At 59.3% G+C, this 22,505-nt stretch carries 25 protein-coding genes; 10 read left to right on the plus strand and 15 right to left on the minus strand.

Annotated elements, in window-relative coordinates; genetic code table 11:
* Positions 1–3 precede the first annotated feature (3 nt).
* The 5 genes from P8K07_18570 to P8K07_18590 all read right to left on the minus strand — a co-directional run bounded on the left by P8K07_18570 (position 4) and on the right by P8K07_18590 (position 4,951).
* Complete coding sequence (locus P8K07_18570) at positions 4–954, minus strand: aromatic ring-hydroxylating dioxygenase subunit alpha (protein MDG1960531.1); 951 nt, start codon at positions 952–954, stop codon at positions 4–6.
* Positions 941–1,600, minus strand: a complete 660-nt coding sequence (locus tag P8K07_18575) for a TetR/AcrR family transcriptional regulator (protein MDG1960532.1) — start codon at positions 1,598–1,600, stop codon at positions 941–943. The genes P8K07_18570 and P8K07_18575 overlap by 14 nt, the downstream gene beginning before the upstream one ends.
* 117 nt (positions 1,601–1,717) lie before the next feature.
* Positions 1,718–2,686, minus strand: a complete 969-nt coding sequence (locus P8K07_18580) for an MBL fold metallo-hydrolase (protein MDG1960533.1) — start codon at positions 2,684–2,686, stop codon at positions 1,718–1,720.
* A gap of 54 nt (positions 2,687–2,740) precedes the next feature.
* On the minus strand, positions 2,741–3,322 hold the full coding sequence (locus tag P8K07_18585; GenBank protein MDG1960534.1) for a gamma carbonic anhydrase family protein: 582 nt from the start codon (positions 3,320–3,322) through the stop codon (positions 2,741–2,743).
* A 24-nt stretch (positions 3,323–3,346) separates the two neighbouring features.
* Positions 3,347–4,951, minus strand: coding sequence for a peptide chain release factor 3 (locus P8K07_18590; GenBank protein MDG1960535.1), 1,605 nt, complete (start codon positions 4,949–4,951; stop codon positions 3,347–3,349).
* A gap of 224 nt (positions 4,952–5,175) precedes the next feature.
* Between P8K07_18590 and P8K07_18595 the strand changes: the two genes are divergently transcribed.
* The 3 genes from P8K07_18595 (at position 5,176) to P8K07_18605 (ending at position 6,975) form a co-directional block, all read left to right on the plus strand.
* Positions 5,176–5,817, plus strand: coding sequence for a DUF938 domain-containing protein (locus P8K07_18595; GenBank protein MDG1960536.1), 642 nt, complete (start codon positions 5,176–5,178; stop codon positions 5,815–5,817).
* A 95-nt stretch (positions 5,818–5,912) separates the two neighbouring features.
* Entirely contained in the window at positions 5,913–6,698 is a 786-nt protein-coding gene (locus P8K07_18600) for a thioesterase family protein (protein MDG1960537.1), read from the plus strand.
* A gap of 73 nt (positions 6,699–6,771) precedes the next feature.
* The gene (locus tag P8K07_18605) at positions 6,772–6,975 is read left to right on the plus strand and encodes a hypothetical protein (GenBank protein ID MDG1960538.1); all 204 of its coding nucleotides are present in this window, start codon (positions 6,772–6,774) and stop codon (positions 6,973–6,975) included.
* On the opposite strand, the gene P8K07_18610 is transcribed toward P8K07_18605, so the two are convergent.
* Complete coding sequence (locus tag P8K07_18610; GenBank protein ID MDG1960539.1) at positions 6,972–7,928, minus strand: alpha/beta hydrolase; 957 nt, start codon at positions 7,926–7,928, stop codon at positions 6,972–6,974. The genes P8K07_18605 and P8K07_18610 overlap by 4 nt on opposite strands.
* Positions 7,929–7,990: 62 nt before the next feature.
* On the opposite strand from P8K07_18610, the gene P8K07_18615 reads away from it, so the two are divergent.
* Together P8K07_18615 and P8K07_18620 are read left to right on the plus strand one after the other, a co-directional pair.
* Positions 7,991–8,254, plus strand: coding sequence for a hypothetical protein (locus P8K07_18615; GenBank protein ID MDG1960540.1), 264 nt, complete (start codon positions 7,991–7,993; stop codon positions 8,252–8,254).
* Positions 8,255–8,572: 318 nt separating this feature from the next.
* Positions 8,573–9,754, plus strand: coding sequence for an acetyl-CoA C-acyltransferase (locus P8K07_18620; GenBank protein ID MDG1960541.1), 1,182 nt, complete (start codon positions 8,573–8,575; stop codon positions 9,752–9,754).
* A gap of 218 nt (positions 9,755–9,972) precedes the next feature.
* Here P8K07_18620 and P8K07_18625 read toward each other — a convergent pair whose 3' ends face one another.
* Positions 9,973–11,322: a TraB/GumN family protein gene (locus P8K07_18625; protein MDG1960542.1), complete on the minus strand. Its 1,350-nt coding sequence runs from the start codon at positions 11,320–11,322 to the stop codon at positions 9,973–9,975.
* A gap of 189 nt (positions 11,323–11,511) precedes the next feature.
* On the opposite strand from P8K07_18625, the gene P8K07_18630 reads away from it, so the two are divergent.
* The 4 genes from P8K07_18630 to P8K07_18645 all read left to right on the plus strand — a co-directional run bounded on the left by P8K07_18630 (position 11,512) and on the right by P8K07_18645 (position 14,961).
* Positions 11,512–12,378, plus strand: a complete 867-nt coding sequence (locus P8K07_18630; protein MDG1960543.1) for a phytanoyl-CoA dioxygenase family protein — start codon at positions 11,512–11,514, stop codon at positions 12,376–12,378.
* Positions 12,379–12,415: 37 nt separating this feature from the next.
* Entirely contained in the window at positions 12,416–13,501 is a 1,086-nt protein-coding gene (locus tag P8K07_18635) for a dihydrodipicolinate reductase (GenBank protein ID MDG1960544.1), read from the plus strand.
* Positions 13,498–14,106 (plus strand): hypothetical protein, encoded by a 609-nt coding sequence (locus tag P8K07_18640; GenBank protein MDG1960545.1) that lies wholly within the window; start codon positions 13,498–13,500, stop codon positions 14,104–14,106. The genes P8K07_18635 and P8K07_18640 overlap by 4 nt, the downstream gene beginning before the upstream one ends.
* A gap of 63 nt (positions 14,107–14,169) precedes the next feature.
* Positions 14,170–14,961, plus strand: coding sequence for a class I SAM-dependent methyltransferase (locus tag P8K07_18645; protein ID MDG1960546.1), 792 nt, complete (start codon positions 14,170–14,172; stop codon positions 14,959–14,961).
* Between the two features lie 41 nt (positions 14,962–15,002).
* Here P8K07_18645 and P8K07_18650 read toward each other — a convergent pair whose 3' ends face one another.
* Positions 15,003–15,698 carry a hypothetical protein gene (locus P8K07_18650; GenBank protein MDG1960547.1) on the minus strand — a complete coding sequence of 232 codons (696 nt, stop codon included), beginning with the start codon at positions 15,696–15,698 and terminating at the stop codon, positions 15,003–15,005.
* A 130-nt stretch (positions 15,699–15,828) separates the two neighbouring features.
* Positions 15,829–17,271, minus strand: coding sequence for a hypothetical protein (locus tag P8K07_18655; GenBank protein ID MDG1960548.1), 1,443 nt, complete (start codon positions 17,269–17,271; stop codon positions 15,829–15,831).
* 113 nt (positions 17,272–17,384) lie between these two features.
* On the opposite strand from P8K07_18655, the gene P8K07_18660 reads away from it, so the two are divergent.
* Positions 17,385–17,846, plus strand: a complete 462-nt coding sequence (locus P8K07_18660) for a nitroreductase/quinone reductase family protein (protein ID MDG1960549.1) — start codon at positions 17,385–17,387, stop codon at positions 17,844–17,846.
* A 133-nt stretch (positions 17,847–17,979) separates the two neighbouring features.
* Here P8K07_18660 and P8K07_18665 read toward each other — a convergent pair whose 3' ends face one another.
* From P8K07_18665 to P8K07_18690, 6 genes are all read right to left on the minus strand, one after another.
* A complete protein-coding gene (locus P8K07_18665) occupies positions 17,980–18,885 on the minus strand; it encodes a haloalkane dehalogenase (GenBank protein ID MDG1960550.1) in 906 nt (301 codons plus the stop codon).
* Complete coding sequence (locus P8K07_18670; GenBank protein MDG1960551.1) at positions 18,882–19,496, minus strand: hypothetical protein; 615 nt, start codon at positions 19,494–19,496, stop codon at positions 18,882–18,884. Before P8K07_18670 ends, P8K07_18665 begins: the two co-directional genes overlap by 4 nt.
* Positions 19,497–19,624: 128 nt before the next feature.
* Complete coding sequence (locus tag P8K07_18675; protein MDG1960552.1) at positions 19,625–20,122, minus strand: hypothetical protein; 498 nt, start codon at positions 20,120–20,122, stop codon at positions 19,625–19,627.
* A 113-nt stretch (positions 20,123–20,235) separates the two neighbouring features.
* On the minus strand, positions 20,236–21,354 hold the full coding sequence (locus P8K07_18680) for a DUF3500 domain-containing protein (GenBank protein MDG1960553.1): 1,119 nt from the start codon (positions 21,352–21,354) through the stop codon (positions 20,236–20,238).
* A gap of 167 nt (positions 21,355–21,521) precedes the next feature.
* On the minus strand, positions 21,522–21,926 hold the full coding sequence (locus P8K07_18685) for a hypothetical protein (protein MDG1960554.1): 405 nt from the start codon (positions 21,924–21,926) through the stop codon (positions 21,522–21,524).
* Entirely contained in the window at positions 21,923–22,321 is a 399-nt protein-coding gene (locus tag P8K07_18690) for a hypothetical protein (protein MDG1960555.1), read from the minus strand. Before P8K07_18690 ends, P8K07_18685 begins: the two co-directional genes overlap by 4 nt.
* Between the last annotated feature and the right edge of the window lie 184 nt (positions 22,322–22,505).

A 22,505-nucleotide genomic window follows, 5' to 3' on the forward strand; every position in this document is an offset into this window, starting at 1 on the left:
AGCTCAGACGTAAAACTGCTTGACCCATTGGCGGTACTCGCCGAGGAATTTATCTTCTTTGCAGAAGACGGGCTGTTTGCGGTGCACTTTGTGTTTCCAGATACGCATATCGTCTTCCACACCCTTGACCAGATTTTGCTGGAACTCTTCACCGACGAGATCGACGAGATTTTTTGTGACGGTGATCAGCCAGCGTGAAATCGTTCGATTGGGTTCGATCGGGGTTGTCGATGAAAAGAGCAGGAGGCCGGCGCCGGGAATGCCGATGGTTCGAACGGTGCTCATGCCGATGCCAAAGGACTCGCGCTCCAAGGTTGTCTGGAAGGTGCCCATTGGCGTCACCCTTTCATTATGGCCGATCAGCTTCGAGATTCTGCCATCGGCCGAATACTCGATCTCTTCGGTATCCATAATATCATCCATGCCGTGGACAACCTGAAAGTGCACGGGATCATTATTGTTCTCGTGAATATCCTGCACATGAATGGGGACTTCGATTTCGAACTCGCGCGGCTCGGTCCATTCGGGGTCGCCGATCTCCTCCAGAATGGGCACTTCCCACGACGACGGCTCTTGCCGCGCGTGGTACCATACGAAGACAAATCCGTTTCGTTCGCGGACTTCCCAAGGACGTACAAGGGCTTTTTTCGGAATTTGCTCGCAGTAGGGAATCTTCGCGCATACCCCTGTTTCGCCGTCATACTGCCACGCGTGATACGGGCATTGAATCGTTTCGCCGACGACGCGACCCCCCTCGCCAAGGTGAGCGCCGAGGTGGGAACAGTACGCATCCAGCACTCGCGCTTGCCCCGAGCGGGTCCGAAAGACGACCAGATCCTCGCCGAAACAATGAACGGATTGAACTTCGCCATCCTGAAGCTGGCGGCTCCAGCAGACGGCATACCAGCCGTTGGGGATCGGAAGCTGTACGTGTTCGTCTTCACGCCGAGCCATGGGGTATCTCCTTGTCTTGATTTTGGGTTCGCAGCGTATCGCCAAGCAGAAGCGCGAGTGCGCGTGCGCGCTCGCGAATTGGATATTCTTCGAGGTGTGTCCAGCTGAACATCAGGGAATAGAAGGCTCCGATGATCAGTTCACTCTGAGTTTCTGCGTCGTGCTGCGTGCCGATTTCGCCGCGCGCGACTCCGTCGCGGACGACGTCGAGAAAGGCTTCGCGCAGTTGCAACTTTTGTCGTGTCTCGTTTGAGTCGCTCGAGATCGCATGAACGATTTCGTTGACCAGTTCTCGGTGCATGGGCCCGGCCTGCGTTACAGTGTCGGCCATTTTCGCAAAGAAGCGAAGCAGCCAATCTTGAAGATCGGTTGCTTCGGTCCGGAGGGAGGCGAGGTCGGCAAGGAAAATATTCAGCGAAGCATGGGCCAGTCTCTCGACCAGTTGTTGCTTGGTGGAGAAGTGATTGAAAAAGGTCTTGGTCGCGACATCGGCAACCTCGCAGATCTCGGCCACGGTGGTCGCGGATACGCCTTTATCCTCGAATAACTGTTGTGCGCTCTGGAGGATGCGGTTTTGCAGTTCCTGTTTTTTTCGTTCCCGTCGGGAGGTGGATTCTCCCAACGCGATGGCTTCTGCAGCACCCATCAGGAGAATCTATCGCCATTTTACATTAGAGTGCAATGATACACAGGTGTGTAGCTAAAATAAAAAAGCACTATTTTTAATCGAGAATTTGAGGTTCGCGCGTATTCTGAACCTTTTTTAGTTGATGGATCGCGTCTGGAACTGCCTGAGGGTCGCCATGCTGGTGAAGAGCTCGAGCGTGCTTGGGGACGTGTCCTTGGCGGCGAAATCTTGAAACATCGTATGCACGTTGACCGCAATTCTCTCCGCATCCGACCAGTCGGCATAGGGGCCTAATGCGATATCCTTGGCGGCTTCCACGGCCTCCATGCCGGCATCGAAGCGGTCGCGGGCTTCCGCGCGCAGCCACTCCAGATACCCGCGCACCTCGGCGGCCCCTTGTGCATCGGTAATCGGGCCATGGCCGGGAACAACCGTTTCCACATCCATCTCTTCGATACGACGACAGGCATCAATCCAGCGCTCGACCGGGCCGGCCCACATGATGGGGGTGCCCCCAATGAAAAGGATATCTCCTGTGAACACGGTTCGGTCCTCGGGGACATGGACCAGGACATCTCCCCGAGTATGCGCGGGGCCGACTTCGATCAATTCGACCTTTTTGTTCCCGACGTCGAGACTGAGGTTTTTTGTGAAGGTGCGGGTGGGAGGGGTGTGGCGGATCCCATGAAAATCGAAGGCACCGAAGCAATGTCGGAGGTAGCCGGAAAGATCATCCTCGCCATCCGCGGCCATGTCCATCATGCCTGCGAGCATCTCGGGCGTGACCTCGGCCATTTCCTCGGCGCTGGCCTTCGAGGCGATCACCTCCGCTCCGTGAACGAGCTCATTGCCGTGGCAATGATCCCCATTGGCATGCGTATTGACCAGCGTCCCGATCGAAGCGGCGGCTTGGGGTTCGGCGCTCCGCATCGAGTCAAGCATCTCCTGCGTCATGCGAAGGTCGAAAAGAGTATCGACAAGCAGGGATTCCCCGCTATCGACGATCAGGCCTGCATTGCTCCAGCCCCACGTGCCATCCGGAGCGAGCCATGCGTAGGAGCCATTGCCGAGGTCATGGAGTCCTTTTTGATATTCCCATCGCATCGCGGCAGCCTAGAAGGTCACGAGAGGGGAGACAAGTCCGGCAGTTCTCGGCGACTATTCGTCGGTGCCCGCCTGAATTTCGCGCATCTTTTTTTCGAGCCATAGCGCGTGAGCATCGCCGCTCCAGGCGCGATGGTCCCCGTTGCGATACGCTTCGGCGTTGCGGTGGTAGTACCAGGCATTCATGCGGTTGGCGTGCGTGCTGTCTCTTGTGGCCAGCAGTTTTGCGGGGACACCACCGATAATGGAATAGGGCGGAAATTCCTTTCCCTCGGTCACCAGAGCCCCACCTGCGACAATCGAGCCCTCGCCAATTACTGCTCCGTCCATGATCACCGCATTGATCCCGATCAGGCAATTTTTGCCAATCGTGCAGCCATGAATCGTTGTATGATGCGTGATCGAGCAGAAATCGCCAATGATCGTCGGGCTGGCGTAACCGATATGTGCCATTACGAAGTCCTGAAGGTTCGTCATGCGACCGATAGAGATATGATGGCTTTCGGCCCGTAATACCGAGTTGTACCAAACAGAGGCCCCGGCCGAGATGTGGATTTTTCCGAACATTTGCACGGACGGGGCGATCCACGCTTCGGGATCCACGATCGGGCTGTTGCCCTCGTTTTCATTTGTCACGGTAATGGCTCCTGATTGTTTCGATCAAGCCTGCATCGGCGGGGTTTCAGCGAGTCCGACGCCCTCGTGTTCCGCGAGGATTCGCTCGAGAAAATTGACTCCCTGCGATACGAGAACGGGTCGACCGACATGGTCGTAGACCAGCTTGCTCAACCGCGAGTGTCCAACCATTTCTGGTTTGAAATCTCCGGTCGCCCAACGTGCCACCGAGAACGTCAGCGGTGATAGGCGAAGCTCGACTTTGTATTCGCTTGCCAGACGGTGTTTGAGGACATCGAATTGCAGCGGTCCGACCGCGCCCAAAATTGTAGCTCCGGCACCCTCGGGGTCAGAAAAAATCTGGATCGCTCCCTCATGAGCCAGTTGATCGAGGCCTTTTTGCAAGGCTTTTCGCTTGGAGACCAAGCCCAATTCGACGCGCATGAAATGTTCGGGTGCGAAGGTCGGTAATTCGGGAAAGTCGAAATCGCCGCTCGCGCAAATCGTATCGCCAATCTGGAGAAAGCCTGGGTCGAACAGGCCGACGACGTCACCCGGGTAGGCTTCCTCGACGCCCTCCCGACCCCGACCCATCAGTAGTGTCGATTTGCTCAATCGCATCGTCTTGCCGCTTCGCCGGTGGACGGCCTGAACCCCTTGCTCGAATTTTCCGGAGCAAATGCGAATGAAAGCAATGCGGTCTCGGTGGCCAGGGTCCATATTCGCTTGAATCTTGAAAACGAAGCCGGAGAACCCTCCAGTCGTCGGGTCGACCTCTTCGGCAGACATCGCACGTCGAGCCAAGGGCTGAGGGGCGAGTTCCACGAAGCGATCAAGAAAGGGTTTCAATCCGAAATTGGTCAGAGCGCTGCCGAAAAAAACAGGCGTTTGTTGGCCGCGACGGATACGGCCCTCGTCGAATTCGGTGCCAGCGCCTTCGAGCAGTTCGAGCCCTTCCATGACGCTCTCCGAGAGATGCCCCAGGGCTTTCTGGATTTCTTCGCTCTCGGGTTCGCCGTCTACGGACTGCTGGTCGACGGTTGTGGTTCCGTGGTTTCCTCCGGAGAACAAATCGAGACGACGGGACAGCCGATCGTAGGTGCCGCGAAATTCCTTGCCTGCGCCAACAGGCCAATTGACCGGCACGGATTCGATGCCCAGAACATCTTCGATTTCACTGAGCAGATCGAGGGGGTCCTGCCCGTGGCGATCCATCTTATTGATGAAAGTGAAGATGGGGATTTTGCGCATCCGGCAGACTTCGAAGAGTCGTCGGGTTTGGGCTTCCACGCCCTTGGCCGCGTCAATCAACATGACCGCGCTGTCGGCGGCTATCAACGTCCGGTAGGTGTCTTCGCTGAAATCGCGATGGCCCGGGGTGTCGAGGATATTGATCCTGATGCCCGCGTAATCTGCGTGCATGACGGAACTCGAGACGGAAATTCCGCGCTGTTTTTCGATCTCCAGCCAGTCGCTGGTCGCATGCTTGCTTGCTTTTTGGGCTCGGACGGCGCCAGCCTCCCGCACGGCTCCCCCGAAAAGCAGGATTTTTTCGGTGAGGGTCGTTTTGCCGGCATCCGGGTGGGAGATGATGGCAAACGTACGTCGGCGCAGGATTTCCTGAGTAATCTGGTTCTCGAGAACGTTCACAACTCGAGGGGAGATACTGGACTGGAGCAGTCGGCGAAAGGGCGGCGGCTGTATTGTCGGTAAACGCCCCCTTAGACCCACATTGCATCGGGAATCGACGAGATCTTGCGATCGCTCCGGGTTTTTTTGCCAGAATCTATGCGCTATGCGCAAAAATGAAGGGTTAGGGGATGAAATATAAATGACGACTCGAAGCGAATCCGGGGGTAGACGTCGAACCAGACATGACGAAGGGAAAAATTGCGTTCGAAGGCGAGGAGCAAGTGTCTGACCGGCGAATATACTCGGCGGCCTGTGAGCGAAACCGAGAGGCTTTGTTGGATGTGCTCCGTCGAGTTTTTCCGCATGAGGGGCGCGTGATCGAGATCGCGGCCGGCACAGGCATGCACGCGTTACATTTTTCACGCAATCTTCCGGATCTGCAGTGGGTGCCCACCGATCCGGACAGCGAAGCACGAGAGAGTATTGAGGCCTGGCGTCAGGACGCGGGCTTGGCCAACTTGGAACCGGCTCAGGAGCTGGACACTCGCGAAGAGCCATGGGGCGTCGGCGAGGCGGATGCCATCTTATGTTCGAACATGATTCATATAGCCCCCTGGGAGAGCTGCATCGGCCTATTTCGCGGTGCGGATCGGATCCTGCGCGACGGCGGCGTGGTGGTCACATACGGCCCCTATCGTTTCCCGGGTCGTGAACCAGTGCCCAGCAACGAGAACTTCGATGTTTCGCTTCGCTTTCGCAATCCGGAGTGGGGGGTCCGCTCGATCGACGATGTGACCAAAGTCGCGCGCGATTGGGGATTTTCTCGTCTGGAGACGGTCCCGATGCCGGCCAATAATCATAGCGTCGTCTGGCGGAGATCCTGAGGAACACCCGTTCGGGAGGGAAACTCCCGGGTGCCAGTTGCTGAGGGTCGGGCTCCGACGGGACATCGGTCATCGGCTCATTTAAGGAAGAGTTCATGAACTTTCTTGAAATGATGCGGCTCGAGGCGCACGGTCCGGATACCTTCGTGGCCCACGGTCCCGATTATCCCTGGGGTGGACTCTACGGCGGCCAGATCGTCGCACAGGCTCTCCGTGCCGCGGGGGAAACAGTAGACCCCGGGTTCGAGGTGCATTCGCTGCACGCTTATTTTATCCGTCTGGGGGACTCGAAGCAGCCGATTCGTTTTGAGGTTGATCGGATTCGCAACGGGCGGAGCTTTGCGACACGAAGCGTTGTGGCGCGACAGGCGAACGGTGCCATCCTCAACCTCTCGGCTTCCTTTCAGCTCAGCCATGAGACACCGAAAGATTACGAGCAGCTGTCGATCCCGGACGTCGCTGGCCCCGATTCTGTCGCCAATACTTCATGGACACAACTTTTTGAACGTCGGGATGTTGAGAGGGCTGATTCGCTGCGTATCTGGATGCGAATCTGTGATGATCTCTCCGACGCCGACCCCCTTGTCCAGGCCTGCGCTCTGGCCTACCTCTCTGACGATCTTCCCTGTGAGAGTGTGATGGTGCGGCACCCCAGTTTCAAGGGCTTTGAGTCGGAAGAGGATATGCTCTGGAACGCGAGCCTCGATCATGCGATCTGGTTTCATCGTCCCGTTCGCGCCGATGAGTTTCAGTTGCATTCGTTTGAATGCCGGAGCCTGATTGGTTCCCACGGGATGGCTCTCGGCTCAATTTTTGATCGCGAGGGGCAGTTGGTGGCGACCGTCAGTCAGGAAGTTCTGATTCGGGATCGCCGCTCCTGATCCGAGCTTCGTCGCGCGGCATTGCCGGAGAGTTTTTCTGGAGTTGGTGGGGCGCTGTTGTTAGCAACAACCCGTGTCTGATGTTCTCACCCACGCACTCGACCAGGCGAGCGATGAACTCGGTCTGCAATCCTACTATCGGGATCTGGTGCGACCGATCATCAAGCTACCTCGCAAGCAATGGCCCGAATGTTGCGGCGGGAATTGCGAGCCCTGTGCGCAGGTTCTGGTCGCTGTAGCCCAGCGAGTGCAAGAACTGCTGGCCGATCAGGCCTAGCGCAGGTCTCCGAGAAACATTGCCAGCAGGTCATTGAAGATATCGGCACGTTCCCATTGCAGGAAGTGTCCCGCGCCGGGCACGACAAGAGGACCGACCCGGTCGAGAAAGGCAATCTCGCAGCGGCTCACGAAATCATCGCCAATCACGTGATCTTCGGGGCCATAAAGTAGCAATGTGCGCGTCGGAACCTTCTCCAGAAGTCGCGGGAATTCTCTGGCGGTTCGCGTGCCTGCTTCCAATTGGTAGCACGCCCAACTTGCCTCCATATGGGCCGCATCCGCAAAAGGTTCGCTCATGAAATCGATGTCAGATTCGGTGAAGGTGGCGGGGGCCGCCCAAAGGCGATGCCCATACATATCGGCGACCCAGCGCCGTCGCCGGGCCGGAGTGTCGAGTTGCTCGATCAGTGCGTCGGGCTGATGGCCCTGCCATTGGCGATAGTCGCCGGTGGCATCACCTCGCAAACCTGCTTCGTCCAAACCTTGATCGGTATAGGCGGCTCCGAGAAAAGGGGGGACGCTATTGAAAAAGCAGAGACGGTCCACATGGGTATCGAAGCGCAAGGCCATATCGATTGCGACGACGCCGCCAACATCGCCCGCGGCAATCGAGTAGCGGTCATGGCCGAGCACGCGCGTCATGAGATCCTGGCAGTCGAGCGAGTACTCCGTAATATCGTGGCGATCGTCCTGAGAGACGTCAGAATCCCCGAAGCCCCGCAGGTCCGGAACGATGACGCGGTAGCCGGCCTGAACAAGAGGTTCGATATTCCGCCACCAGATCCGCTTGGTTTCCGGCCATCCGTGCAGCAACAAGATGGGGTAGCCTGCGCCTTCGGCGATATACGCAATATTCAATTCTTCGCGAATACGGACCCGGTGCACGGGGAAGGCCTTTGGCGAGGGTGTTTTTGGTTGTAGGGCGTGAAAGTGTCCGTGCTGAAAATGCATCGTCGAGGGTCTCCTTCTGGCATCAGCTTTCGCTGCTCGTTGATTCCAAGTAGGTGGAGGGAATGCAAGCTGATATTCCCATGACTTCAGGCCGGGATTTTTGCGCACTCCTCGGCGTGGTCCTCCGATGGTCGGCACTGCTGGTCGCACTGGTGGTGCTGGCTGGCTGCGATCCGGGCTCGATGGTCGAGCCGCCCCCTTCGGATTCGTGTTCGGCGATCGGCCAGCGTTGTCAGCGACCAGATGGACCGATTGGCGTCTGTCAGGTGCGACCGTGCCCGCCTGGTGCAAACGAACCCTGCTACGTCTGTACGCCCCAGCACTGACCCTCATATTCGAGCGCATCCGGTCAGGGAAGAGGGGCGCTGACGACATCCCCGCGACTTTCCGAGGCTTCCTGAAAACCATCGAGCGTTTATGGGGCAGTCCCATGGAGCTTTTTCCTCGCCAGGACATGGGTCCCCACGCTTGGGGATACAGCCCCCCCCCGAGGGGCATGAGGCCGGGTCTGCAGGATTGCCCGAAATATACTGTTCCGAGTGCGCCGCGCGGGTTTCAGTGCCAGATCGGTTTTCCGGTGATATGAAACACAGGGTCTCCGTCGATCGGCGGGGCCGATCCCCGAGATTAGAGAGGAAATTAATATGCGTGAAGCAGTCATCGTTTCGACCGCGCGAACCGGACTGGCCAAGTCCAATCGTGGCGGATTCAACAATACCGGCGGGGCCGCCATGGCAGGCCATGCCATCAAGCACTCGATCGAGCGCGCGGGCATCGAGCCTGCCGAGGTGGAAGAAGTCGTACTCGGTTGCGGAAACCCGCAGGGGACGACCGGCAATAATATTGGTCGCGTAGCGGCGCTCAAGGCCGGTTGTCCGATTGAAACCGCCGGCGTGACCGTCAGCCGCCATTGCTCTTCCGGTCTCAACGCGATCGCGACCGCCGCGGGACGGATCATTGTCGACGGCGCGCCGATCGTTGTCGGTGCCGGTGTGGAATCGATCACGCATAGCATGACCGGCAAGGGGTTTACCCTGCAGGTCGACAAGCCGCTGGCCGAGGAATACCCCGGACTGTGGATGCCGATGATCGAGACCGCGGACATCGTGGCGGACCGCTACAACGTCAGTCGCGAGGCGCAGGACGAATATTCTCTCGAGAGCCAGCGCCGCACGGCCGCAGCGCAGGAAGCCGATCTCTTCAAGGACGAGATCGTTCCCATGGACACCGTGATGATCGTGAAGGATCGAGAGACAGGCGAGACCTCGGAAAAGGCCTACACGGTGACACGCGATGAATGTAATCGCCCCAGCACCACCCTTGAGGGCTTGTCCGGACTAAAGCCGATCCGCGGAGAAGAGCATTATATTACCGCCGGTAACGCCTCGCAGCTATCCGATGGTGCGGCATCGCTCGTCTTGATGGAGGCAGGCGAAGCCAGCAAGCGGAACCTGGAACCTCTGGGTGCCTTTCGAGGCTTTGCGGCCGCCGGCTGCAAGCCTGACGAAATGGGCATCGGTCCGGTCTACGCCGTGCCACGCCTGCTCGAGCGCGCCGGCCTGACCGTCGACGATATTGACCTCTGGGAACTCAACGAGGCGTTCGCCAGCCAGTGCCTGTATTCCCGTGACACGCTCGGGATCGACCCCGAGAAGTACAACGTGAACGGCGGCTCCATTTCGGTCGGCCATCCCTTCGGTATGACCGGCGCGCGATGTGTGGGTCATCTCCTGCTTGAAGGCAAGCGTCGCAAGGCCAAATGGGGCGTTGTGACCATGTGCATCGGTGGCGGGCAGGGTGCCGCCGGACTGTTCGAAATTTTCTAGACCGAGATTTCAGCGCGGCCGGGACTTCTGCGAAAGTTCCCGGTTGCGCTTTCTCAGGAAGTTTTCCCAAGCGCTATTGCTATCGTTACACCCCGGCGGCCATTCGAAATGAATGGACGCCGCAATGGCTTTATCGAAACGCGTGCCTCGGCGATCTTTTATCAAATCCACGGGGGCCGCGGACGGAATCCGAGCGTCGCTACTCTGGATGCGCCAAATCACATCTGCATCTGGGACGCCATTTCCTGCAGCGATTCCAGCGCGGCTCGGCAGCCCGGTCCCGGTTTGGCTTGGGGCATGCTGCGAAGCAGGTTTTCCGAGTTTTTCAGTCCAAGACAAATTCCCAATTCCTGCCCGAACTTGGCAGCGGCCTGGGGCGACATTCGTGTGGTCGTGTTCGCGGCGGTCTCGCTGATCGCAGCGACTGCGGGCGCTGTGCAGTCGCGGATGTTTGCCGCGGTCTGCCACTTGCACTCCTTTGGCGTGGCCCCGGTACATTGGGGGATCACGCCTGTCTCGGTGCAGAACATCGCATTATATTGGAGTTCGGTTTGTTGCAGGAAGGCGGACTGCGAGACCATCGGCGAGGATGCCGTCACCCCCTTGAGTTGTCGGACTGTATACCCGCGTTGTTCCAGCAACTCGACCAACCCTTGGTCTCCGTAGAGATGGAGTGCGCCGACAGCCACAAAATGAGGGCCCTCGGAGAACATCGTGTCGAGTTTCGGTGTCCAGTTCTGATTGCGTTTGGTCGTCAAGAGTTCCTTCCATTCGTCGAACGCATCTTCCTCGGAGTCCATCTTCTGCAATGCGATCAAGAACTTTTTGGCTTCGCCTGTGCTGCACGCGTCGAGCATTCGGGTCATGGATTCTTCTCGTTTGGTGTCAAATTCGGGATCTGTCATCGCGTGCAGCACCTCGATCCATTGTTCCATGGGAAGACTCTTCATCATGGCCAATTGCTCCGCGGGTGTCTCCAGCCATGCAGTGGTCAGCGACCGATCCCGGGCGATGGCTCGCAATTCCTGATCCACGCCGATACCTGCGGTTTCGGACATCTGGTTCGCGATGCCTTTCTGGGTAGAGATCCCGAGCAGGACAAAGGGGTGCATGCGATCGAGTTTCGTGGCGGCAGGTCCGATTTCGAGAACGTCCACCACTTCCGACCACTTATCTTCGCCCATGTACTCGCTCAAGGTCTGGTCATCGGGCAGCTCCAGCAAGTCCGGAGTGAGACTGGAATCCTGCACATCGATTTCGCCGACAAAGAACATCTCCTCGGAGAGCAGAGCTTCGTATTTCGCAGGAAGCATTTGCACCAGAGAAATGCCCATATGACACGTTCCGAAGAGATAGGAGGTCGGCTGCTCCGCACGCGTCACTTCGTACAGCGTCAGATCGCGGACTTGAGTACTGTGCTCTGCGGGGTGGTGCCTGGCCTGTCCCGTGGGCGTTGCACAGCCGATGCCGCCGAGACTCAAGGCTGCGATGCTCACGGCGATGCCGGCGCCCAAGGTCCGCCGGCGTGCCCGTTCCATGGTCCCTTTGGTTTGGTGTGCTCGTTTCATCAGATCCCCTTTCGGAATGCCCGATCATATGGGGATGCGTGTTGGTCTCAAGGAGAAATGTGGCAGGATCTTTGCGTACTTGGGGATCAGAAGACGTCTTTCGGTCTTGGGCGATCCGACAGACCGCTACTCGTCGGAGTCCATGGAGTCCGGTTGCAATTCTCGCGGCTACCGGCGTAAGAATCGCGTATGGCAGAGCAGATCGAACATCGGCAAGCGACGGAATCGAAAGAAGAGTTGCTCGAAGTTCTCCAACGCGACGGTGTGGTGATTCTGGAGGGGCTGGTGACGCCCGAACAGCTTCAGCGCATGAATCAGGAGTTGGACCCTTTCATGCGCGAGGCCGCGACCACCGTCCCGGATATGAATCCGATGCTGCAGATGTTCTACGGAGACAAGACGCGCCGGATGGGTGCCTTGCCGGTCAAGTCGCGGACTTTTTGCGACGTTCTCACCCATCCGCGGCTGGCCGAGATCTGTGAGGAAATTCTGCTCAAGGCGGGTTCCAGCTACCAGATGAACGTCGCGCAGGTACTCGAAGTTGGACCGGATGCCGTGGCTCAGTTTCTGCACCGCGACGAAGATGTCTGGCCACATATGCCCAAGCCATGTCCCACGTTTCAGATCGCATCGATGACCGCATTGACCGATTTCACCGAAGAGATCGGAGCGACCTGTTTTGTGCCCGGAAGCCACCTCTGGGAGGATCGCTCGCGCCAGGCCGAGCCCCATGAGGTCGCCATTGCCGAGATGCCAGCCGGCTCCATGGCCCTTTATCTGGGCAGTACAATTCACGGGGCGGGCACCAATCGCACAGTGGATCGATGGCGTCGCGGGATTCATCTCAGTTTTATTGTCGGCTGGATCCGCACCGAGGAGAATAACTATCTGAACATTCCGATGGAGGTCGCGCGGGACCTGCCCGAGCGGGTACAGGCGCTTCTCGGCTACCAGATGCATGATGCGATTGACGCGGGTGGTGGGGTTGCGGGTTCTGTGGACTTTCGCGACCCGATGGTTCTGTTGCGCGAGCAGAAATCTGAAACTTCAAACTGAGTAGAAGCTCGCGCCTGATTTCTGCTAGCTTCCGGCGATGGCAATTCGAACCGGAGTCTGGGGCATTGGAAATGTGGGTCGACCGGCCGTACGCGCCGTGGTCAGTCATGGCGAACTCGAGCTGGCGGCGGTAATGGTCTCATCGCCGGACAAGGACGGTCAGGATGCGGGTGGTCTGGTGGGTCTGGACCCGCTGGGCGTTCAGGCGACGCGCGACGTGGATCAGGCTCTGGCCGCCGGACTGGATGTGGTGGCTTATACGGCCAGCGGGGATATGCGGCCCGCCGAGGCTCTGGCGGATCTCGAGCGGCTTTTGCGCGCGGGCGTGGATGTTGTCTCGACGTCGTTCTATCCGCTGTTGCACCCGGACCTCTGCCCCGAGGAAGTGCGCGCCGCGATCGAGAGTGCCTGCCGAGAAGGGGATGCGTCGATTTTCGTCTCCGGGATGGATCCCGGATGGGTGATGGATGTATTGCCAATTTTACTGTCCGGGGTCGTGGCCGATATTCGCGAAATTCGCATGCAGGAATTGTTCAACTACGCTCTGTACCACCAGCCCGAGGCCGTGCGGGACCTGGCTGGTTTCGGCCAGCCGATGGATGCCACGCCGCCCATGTTGCTGGATTTCGGTTTGCAGATGGTCTGGGGCCCGATGTTGCGCTTGATCGCCGAAGCCCTTGGCGAGTCGTTGGATGCGGTCGAAACCGTAGTTGAGAAACGCGCGCTCGAGCGCGATGTCGAGGTGCCGGGCATGGGTCATTTTGCGGAAGGCACGCAGGGTGCCTTCCGCTTCGAGGTGCGCGGCATGGTCGACGGCACAGCCCGCATTGTGGCCGAGCACGTGACACGCATCGATGATGCGTGCGCGCCCGAGTGGCCCTACCCACCCGAAGGCCAGGGTGCCCATCGCGTCCTGCTCGACGCGAATCCGCATCTCGAACTTTCGCTGCATGCCGATGATCATTTCGAGACAGGAGCCGCTGCCGGCGGCAACGGGACTGCCGCAGCCCGCATGGTCAATGCGATTCCCGCCGTAGCAGCGGCTTCGGCAGGAATCCTGACGCCGCTGGATCTTCCGTCGCCGACCGGGCAGGGCCAGACCCGATGGCGAAAGGCGACGTGAGTCGAGAACAGGACTCGTTGCGGGGGCCGTCTCGAGGTTCATTCATTGCTTCGCTGTCGGGCCCCGTGGACAAGGCCACCTATGATCGGCAAGCCGGTTGGCGCTGGGTTTCCTGGGGTCCTTGGGGCCGCGCCGAACGGTTCAGCAAGCTTGCGGCCTACCTGCTGGGCACCATCGCGCCGGCAGCTTTGTATCTCGACGGCACCTGGAGCTTTGCCGGGGACCAGCCAACCACCACGACCATGCAGATCGCGGGATGGTTGATGCTGGTTGTGCTCACCCCATTGCAGATCCTCGACATTCGCGATCGTTGGTTGATGCGGGACTATCTGTCCAATCTGATCAGTATTCCGCGGACCCTGAGCCATCCCCTGATCGGGTTGTTGCTCCTCTACGCCGCCCCGACCGCTTCCGTGCAGCGAGTTCTTGTCTCTTTCGCCGGAGTCCTTCTGGTTGCCCTTGTTTTTGAAGGAGTCTTCCTGCGCCGACATCTGGGCCGGGAGCACCTTCATCCCGGGGGCATCTCGCAACCGGTCTTCTGGGTCTTCCTGGCCGGGTATATCGTGATCTATCTGGTCGTGCTTCTGGCAGGTTTTGGTTTCTGAATCTGTACGAATTGCGTCACGACCACATTTGGAATCCGGGCCGATTCGTGACCAATAAACTGCATGACGTCCACGCGCATGGATCGCCTGTACTGGGATCGCCTTGCTTCGACGTATGATCAGGCGGTTCTGAGCTCTTTTGACGCCGATCTCTCCGGTATCATCGCACACCGCCTAGACGAACTTGCCGGGACCGAAAAGACGGCTATCGATCTGGGCTGTGGAGTCGGCAAGTACATCGGCCCACTCGCCGATCGTTTCGGTCAGGTCGTTGCCGTCGACCACTCCGAAGAGTTGCTGAAAATCGCCCGACATGAACACGGGCACCGCAGCCATGTCGACATCCGAATGCTTGATGCGGCCAAGGGGCGACCGACCACGATGGTCCGCGCCGATGTGGTTGTTTGTGCGAATGTGCTGATCATGGCCGACGAGGAGCTTCGCTCAGCGATCCTCGATACGGCTCGCAAATCGCTGGCGCCGAAGGGCCGGCTCGTGTTGGTGGTTCCCTCGCTGGAAAGTGCTCTCCTCGCCCATCGCCGTCTGGTCGAATGGTACGGTCGTGATGGCTCCGAGGATCCCGAGACGGATGCAGAAGACGATGCGCGCGCGCCTTCGAAGCGCACCAGTCGGGAACTTTTGCGTGGCGTGATGCGAATCGACGGGGTGCCGACAAAGCATTACCTGGCCGAGGAGTTAAGCCTCATGCTGCAGGGCTCGCGTCTCCAGATCGAGCATCTCGACAAGGTGCCCTACGCTTGGGACAGCGAGTTCGGAGATGCTCCGCGATGGATGCGAGCACCGTACCCCTGGGACTGGCTGGTCGTCGCCAAACGCCTGCCGCGCAGACGTTGACTGGATAACGAGCGAATTGGTGGGGCAGCCCGGCGGGATCGCTAGCGCTTCTCCCAGGTCGAGTCGACCTCGCCGCGGATCGCCACCACGGTGGTGCTGCCGTCGGCGTCGAGCAGCAATTCCTCGGTGAGGACGCGGTTGCTGTAGGTCCATCCCTCGGGTGGGATGAGGTAGGAGAGGGCGTCGGGGTCCAGATAGTTGACTCGATACGGGTCGTTGGGGTCGATTCCGTGGACAAAGAGAACGAAGACGTTGCCGTCGGGATCGGTCAGTTCATGGACGAGGGCTGTTGGCGGAAAGCGTAGCAGGGTGTCGCGCATCACCTGAGCTTCAACGACGACACCCATGGCTCCGATCTCGATGATCCGGGCGTCGACGTTTTTCACAATCAGCAGATATTCGTTGCCGGGAATTTCGGGAACGAAATCCATTGAGTCTGGAACCCCTTCGAAGGAGGGGCGACTGCGCATTTCGCCGGTGGGGATCAAGATCTGTGTGGGCCCCTTGGTCCAACCTGGGGGTGGCACGATGGCTTGAATTTGCTCCCAGGTGCATTCGCGGCACTCGTAGCCGAGCTGGGCAAACGGGTTCTCGCCGGTCGACTGCATCATTTTGTGCGTGAAGTTCGACTGCATTCCGGCCAGAGGATCGGCCTCGGAACCGCTGTCGCCGCAGCCGCCAGTGACAAGAGCGATGGTCAGGGCCACGGCCCATAGATATTTTTCTGTTGATCTCATCGACCCGAACCTCCCCAAATGAACAGCGCATATCGGAGCATGTCCTTGATACGGCGTATCAAGTTGGGCCGAAGGGGGTCAACCCGTTTCGTTCCAAGAGGGGCAAAGGTTTCGCTTACGACCGCTTGCTTCAGTCCAGCAGGCTTGGTGGGGCGCTCAGGAACGCCGCCGAAGCCGAACCATAAGGCGCGGCATTCAGGGGTGGGCAGGGATCTGGCTGTCCAGAATTCTTGACCCCCATGAAACGGGACGTCGAGTCGTTCTTGCTGGCGGGATCTCGAGCTTCCGCTGCGGCGCAGAAAACCTCGCCCGTGCCGAGTCGAAGACGCAAGGCCATTTCGCCCTGGGGAGCCTCCTCAAGTGTATAGAGTCCCGCCCCTTTGCCGGAGATGGTCAGCGTGCCGTTGCGCAGCGAAACCTTGTTGATCGGGCCTTCGCTCAGCTGGGAATCCTTGTAGCGATAGCCCGGGCGTGAGGTCGAGCCGCTGCGTTCCCAGCGCGTCGCCGGCAGGTCGAGTTCCACGGCGTCGCTCAGGTCACCCGCGGTGGGATAGATGGTGAGTGTGGCGCCGCCTCCACTGTTGCCCGACGAGGTCGGATCGCCTTCACTGCCGAACTCGGGCACGACCAGGCCGGAGGGGCTGCCGCGGTAGGCAGACGAGCGGAAGGAGAAGCGACGTTTACGCGGATCGCTCGGGTTGGAGCGATCGTCCTTCATCTGGAAACGGGTTGCACGTATAGGGGCGATCTCCGGTTCGGGCCCATACTTGTCCCGGTATTCCTCCATGATGTCGTGGGCGATGCCTTGCAGGTCGACGCTCCAGCCGTGATCCCAGGAATAGTTCAGCAGATCGACGCCATAGATGGCGTCGATCCAGACCAGTCGACCGAGATCCCTGAGAATATGCCCCGGATGACCTTTGGCATCGGTGAAAATCGATGAGCTGGCGTTGCCGGTTAGATTGATTCCGGGAAGGTTGCCGTCGGCCCAAAGGCGTCGCAATTCGATCGCACTTTGTCCGTAGGGGATCGTGAAGATTTCGCTGTCCGGATAAAGTTCGCGCAGGCTGCCCATGAAGTCCTGCCAGAGGGTGTCCCGGCCGGCCATCCAGATGTTGATATAATCCTCGTCGCTATAGTTCTGCGGGTAATCCAGCCAGGGAAGGCCGACGGAAAAGATCGTATCCGAGTTGTTGGTCTGAGCGTAGTCGAACCAAAGCTCATATCCCTCGGTGGTTGAATAGGTGGGCTCGTAGGTCATGCCGAACAACTCGATTTCGCCGGTATCGAGTGCGGCCTGGATCTGCGTGCGCTTGCTGGCATTGTTCCACAAGGCCATCGGTGCGCCGCCCGAGCCGCCGCTGAACACCACGACTTGGGTGTGTTCGGCGATCCCGGCTCGTTCCGTATGATCGGGCATTCCGTCAGCAAAGGGTCGGAAAAAGCTGTGACCCATAAACAACGAACTGTAACCATTTTCCTGCGACGCGTTGGCCGCGGGAGCTGTCCCCATCGTTAGAGCGAGCACCGAAAGCAGCATCGAGAAACGGAAAAGCTGAGAGATCTTGGTCATAGGTATAAACCCTAGTTCGGATGCAGCTCCAAAGTCAAATTCGGGATCTGCGATCTGCAAGATTCTTGTGCGGCGGCTTGACGGGTAAACAATCCTTAGGGCAAAAGTCCGTTATGATGAGGATTTCCAGAAAGCTGATCGTCGGGGGAATGCTGTCCGTTTTCGTGGGGCTTTCAAGCGGTTGCGCCGGAGGACCGCTGGGTCCATTTCCTGGAGGTCGTTTACAGGGAGTGCCGGCTGTCCGCGCGGCGGATTGGGCCGGGATTGGCGAGTCCGAGATCTGCGAAATCGAAACGAATCCAAAGGAGCCGTATTCGGTTACGGTATCCTGCACGTTGGTGGATGGTCAGATGTATGTAAATGCCGGTGGCCGCGAGAGCCCGTGGGCGGCGAATGTCATCGCCGACCCGAATGTCCGGCTTCGCCTCGACGGAAAAATTTATCCGGTTCGGGCAGTCCGGGTCGAGGATAAGGAAGAGATCGCTCGTTTTGGCAAAGTCTGGACGAGTCAAGGCTTCTTCTTGCGCGATCCTACCCAGTTTTCCGAAGTTTGGCTTTTTCGTCTGGTCCCCTGAGACAGGTCTTGTTACCTGCCATCGCCACGGCGTCTGAGTTGGCAGTCCGGGGTCTCTGTTCGTAAGCGGGAGCGGTTCGTTAATGGCACCAAGGCTCAGCTGGTGGAGAGCCAACCCGCCTGAGGGCCCGGGTTCATTCTGTACTGAAGTAGGCAAGCGCTGCCCGGGCGACCGGTTCGCCATATTCTTGCACGAAGTGGCCTGCGTCGGAAACCTTGATCGGCTCGGGGCACCCTCGAATGATGCCGCGGAGTTCCTGCATGACAGCCTCGCCTAAAACAGCATCGCGCATCCCGATAGCCATGAAGCTCTTGCCCGACCATTCGTTGCGAAAAAACGCGCGCGCGCGTTTCGTATATTCGATGCCCGCCATGCCCGGCTCGACCGGAACCAGCTGCGGGAAACGCCGGACGCCGGCCTTGTAGCGCGCATCGGGAAAGGGCGCGTCATAGGCCAGCGCATCCATCAGGTTGTTCTGCGCCAATGCATCGGTGGCGATCAGTCCGGCGACGGGAATGTCGGGGGCGGCAGCAGCAAAACCTTTCCAGGCCGCAAACCCGTCGGAGACAAACTCGCCGATCGGCAATGCCGTGTTCATGACGATCAACCGCTCGAACCGCTCCTGCATCTCCATCGGTAATGTCAGACCGATGATGCCCCCCCAATCCTGACAGACCAGGGTGATTCTGCGCAGGTCCAGACGCTCGATCAGTCGCAGCAGGCTGTTGCGATGAAAATCAATCGTATAGGTGGCGTCCTCGACAGGTTTGTCCGAGCGACCGAAGCCGAAAAAATCCGGCACCACGGCGCGGTGGCCGGCCTCGAGTAATACCGGCAGCATCTTGCGATAGAGATAGCCCCAGGTCGGCTCGCCGTGCAGGCAGAGAAAGACATGGTCGGCGTCCGTCGGGCCCTCGTCGACCCAGGCCATCCGCAAGCCTTCGTATCCGGTCAGGTCGTCGGCGTAGCGAGGCTCCCAGGGAAATCCCGGTAGCAGGGCGAAACGTTCCTCCGGTGTGCGCAAGGCTTCGATGGTCATGGTCTGTCCTCTACAGGGCCCTGAAAACTGCGCATCCTCTGGCTGAACCAGAAATACGCATCTGTCGGCGTGGGAAGCCGCACGACCCAAGGTTCCTTCAGGTGTACCTTTTCGATGACGCCACCTTCGGGCAGGACGAGCTGATCATCTTCGGTCTCGTCGCCCACCAGTTCCACATAATCGCCGTGAGGCAGACGCAGGATCGAGACATCGCGTCCGGCCTCGAAGCCGATCACGTGGGCCTTGTCGACCGACACGCGTGCCGGAGCGTCGGGGACGTCAGGTGGGGTGATTTTCTGCGGTGTGGCGACGTTGATCCATTCCCGGCCGCCGATCTCGCGCTGCAGGACGGGTTGGTCAGGTGCTCCCGGTGACCATAGAAAGACGGCGCGATCCATAGGTGCGCGGCCAATACCAACCTTTTTCAGCGGTTGCTCAACGGCAAGGCCGTCGAACTCTGCGCGCGTGACCGGCGAAGTCGACATCCACACCAAACCGGTTGCCGTGTCGGAAACTTCCATGAAGAGATCCCGACCGCCGCCCACCGCGAAGGCGCCCGGGCCGAGATGCTCCCGAATCGATTTATCCAGCTCCATTGCTTTTTCGTCCATTGGTTCTTTCCCCTTGGATGAAGTCGGCTCGACTGTTGGGTTGTCCGAGACCATCGGGGTCTCGGATGTGCACGGCCATGCCTTGATTCGATACCGATAAACGATTTCTCAATCGGCGGTCGAGGGACTCAGCTACAGGTTGCGCGTGGGTCCACGCGGAACAGCCACACGGAGCCGTCGTCTTCCCCCCCACCGCTGGGCAGTGGATAGATCTTGGCCAACTCGGCGCGGACCCGTCCGCGAGTGGCCTGGTCCTCGATGCGCACGAGGCATCCTTCCTGAATCCGTCCCTGACTGCGGATACGAACGCGCGGGTCGGCGAGTGTGACCTGGGTCCACCGACGCTCGGCACCGTTGCCTGAGGGGATATAGAGGTTCCCGTCGAGCACGGCACGCCAGACCGTCAGCGACCAGGGTTTCTCGGGGCGCACCTCGATCGCGATTTCCTCCTCCACGCCGCTCCAATCAAAGGGCTGGTCGCTATCGACCACGGGGCCACTCATCCGGCCCCCGGGGATCGGCCCCAGCGGCCCGTCCATGAAGTAGCCCCCGAAAGAGTCGAGCAGGAATACCCCGAGTACGAGCGTGATCAGTGCGATCCCGATCCATTTCAGTACCTTCTTCATCCGCAGGCCCTCCCGGCAGGAAGTCTCGGCACCATGCCAAGTCTCAGCACGATGCCGCACGCCTGTGCCGCGCGCAAACCGCCGCGGATCTGGGCTTTGGTGATCGTTGCGCCCTAATGCTCGTGCTGGTCCGACTCATAGTGCTGGCGCAGCAAGTCGCGTCCGAAGTCTCGCGTCGGGTCGCGCCAGAGGGTATGAATATGCTCGCCGTCTCCCGTGGTGTTGTCGAATTCGATGAGAACCGTAGGGCCGTGCACGCGGTAGTACATCTCGGCGCCGGGCGTGGTCGAGCCGGCCCAGGAAAAGTGAATGGAGTCGATCCCTGCGGCCTCCAGTCGCGCCTTTTCGCGGGCCGCAAGCCCGGGCGCGACGTTGCCGAAATAGGTTTCCAATAATGCCATCAAGCGTTTTTTTTGCGCATCGCCCAAATCGGCTCCCGCGATTCCAACTCGAGGCAGGTTGGGGTCGACGCGTTCGCCGCTGCCGACAAAGAGGCCGCGGTCCAGTTGCAGCGCGAGCGTGGCCTTCTCGCGTTGGAGGTCGTCGAGAGATTCGTAGAGCTCGCGAGCGCGATCTTCCTCGTCGGCCAATACTCGCAGTCCCACCGGCCCGCCGACGCCACCTTGGGGAATGCTGCGCGGTTCCGCACCGAGGAAAAACGGAGTGGGCGAGACGCCACCTTCGAGAGTCGTAAAATTCAGGGAGAGATGATGGCCGTCAAAGCGGTAGCCCCATGGCTGATCGTGAACGGGGTCTCCGTAGAGCGACAGAAAGTAGGCCTTGTCACCGCCTTCGCCGAAAAGACCGATGGCGACTGTCCGGTACCAGGCCTCCTGGCGTTTGACCTCGGCCTCGAGTGCGCGCACCTCGTCTGCCTTGCGAAGCCCGGTTGTCCCGAGCGATGCCGAAAGCAACTCGGTGAGCTTGGCCTGCGAGGGGTCACTCATATCGGCCATCTCAAGCCCCTCGAGCAAGAACGGAGCGAGCCGGAGATCATATCGCTCGGTGTCGGCGAATTTGTAGGACGCCTGCTCGCGTTGATCTGTGGGCAAGGATTCTTGCAGAGTTTTAGCCGCACTGGTCATGGCGTATGCCGTGGCTTCGATTTTCGAGGCGGCGTGTGTGGCGGTTCCGGGAAGCACCCAACCCGACAGCAGAGCGCAGGCAACGAGAAGACGGATTTGTCGGGACGAGGGGGTTTGACTCGGACGATTTCTTTCGGGGGAATTCATAGGCAGCTTCTTTGCCTATTCCTCTGCTTGGGGTCAACGTGTCTCCCCGCGGGTGGTGGCATAGGGTTCCGAGACCTCGAGCACAACGTACTGGGTTGCAATCTCGGCAGCCAGAATGTCGCGAAAATTCTCAACGATAACCATTGCGGGGCGCGCGGTTCGGAAAACTAGGCGTTCGATTCTTTTCTTTGCATGATCAACCAGAAGGCGATCAGCTGCAGGATCAGCATCCCGGAGAAATGCCAGATGTTGATGGGTACGCCGAGCGGCATCGGCTCCACGCCGCCTTCTCCCAGAAAGACTCCCCCGTACAGAGGCATCGTGATGCCCGAGATTTGGTAGCCGACCAGAATGCATAAACTGATCAAGGCGGGGAACAACTCATTGCCCCTCACCCACAGATAATACATGCCCAGAAAAAACAGCAGCGCGTTGGTCGCCAACATCCAGGCCAGATGGGCGCGCGCATGGGCATCCCAGAGGTCATTGAAAAGGTGCGAACTGCTGACGTCTATGAAAACCGGCAGAAGTGCTCCGCCAAACAACGCAATCGAGGTCAGAATCCTGCTCATCTTCCCTCCCCACCTTTCGGAAGGCACATCTGCAAAGTCAGCCCGAAGCAGATCACGGAGATCGCCATCGTTGACCCGAGGACAACCATCGTCCCTGTAATCACATCATCTGCGTTTCCGGCAAGGAACTCCTCGAGCCTCCAGGCAAACGCTCGGTAGTGCAGGCAAAGAGTGAAGCCCCAGGCCCCACAGAGGATTCCTGTCGCCCGCTGGTCCCGCAGAACCAGGAAACTGCCCCAAAGCAGAAGTGCGTCAGCCACGAGGTCGGGAAGCAATCCCAGGAAGTGTTGCCCGAATCGGAGGGTGTAGAGTCCTTCAAGAACAAAGTGAATCGCAGCAAAGATAATGGTCGCGGTCGCGAATTTCCGGATGAATGGGTTTACGGGATCGGACATTCCGTGCTCCCTATTGGGCGCTGCGCAGCCGACGAAACTCGGCGAGGTAGGGCAATCCGAGAAGCACGCGCGTGAGCGTCAGCGTGACCGGCAGTACCAGACCGAGAGCAACGATCGCACCGCGGTCCCCGTAGGTCGACCAGAAAAACAGCATGGCGGCCGCTTGCGTTCCCAGCCCGGCCGG

Source organism: Candidatus Binatia bacterium (assembly GCA_029248525.1).
In the GTDB taxonomy this organism is placed as follows: Bacteria; Desulfobacterota; Binatia; order UBA12015; family UBA12015; genus UBA12015.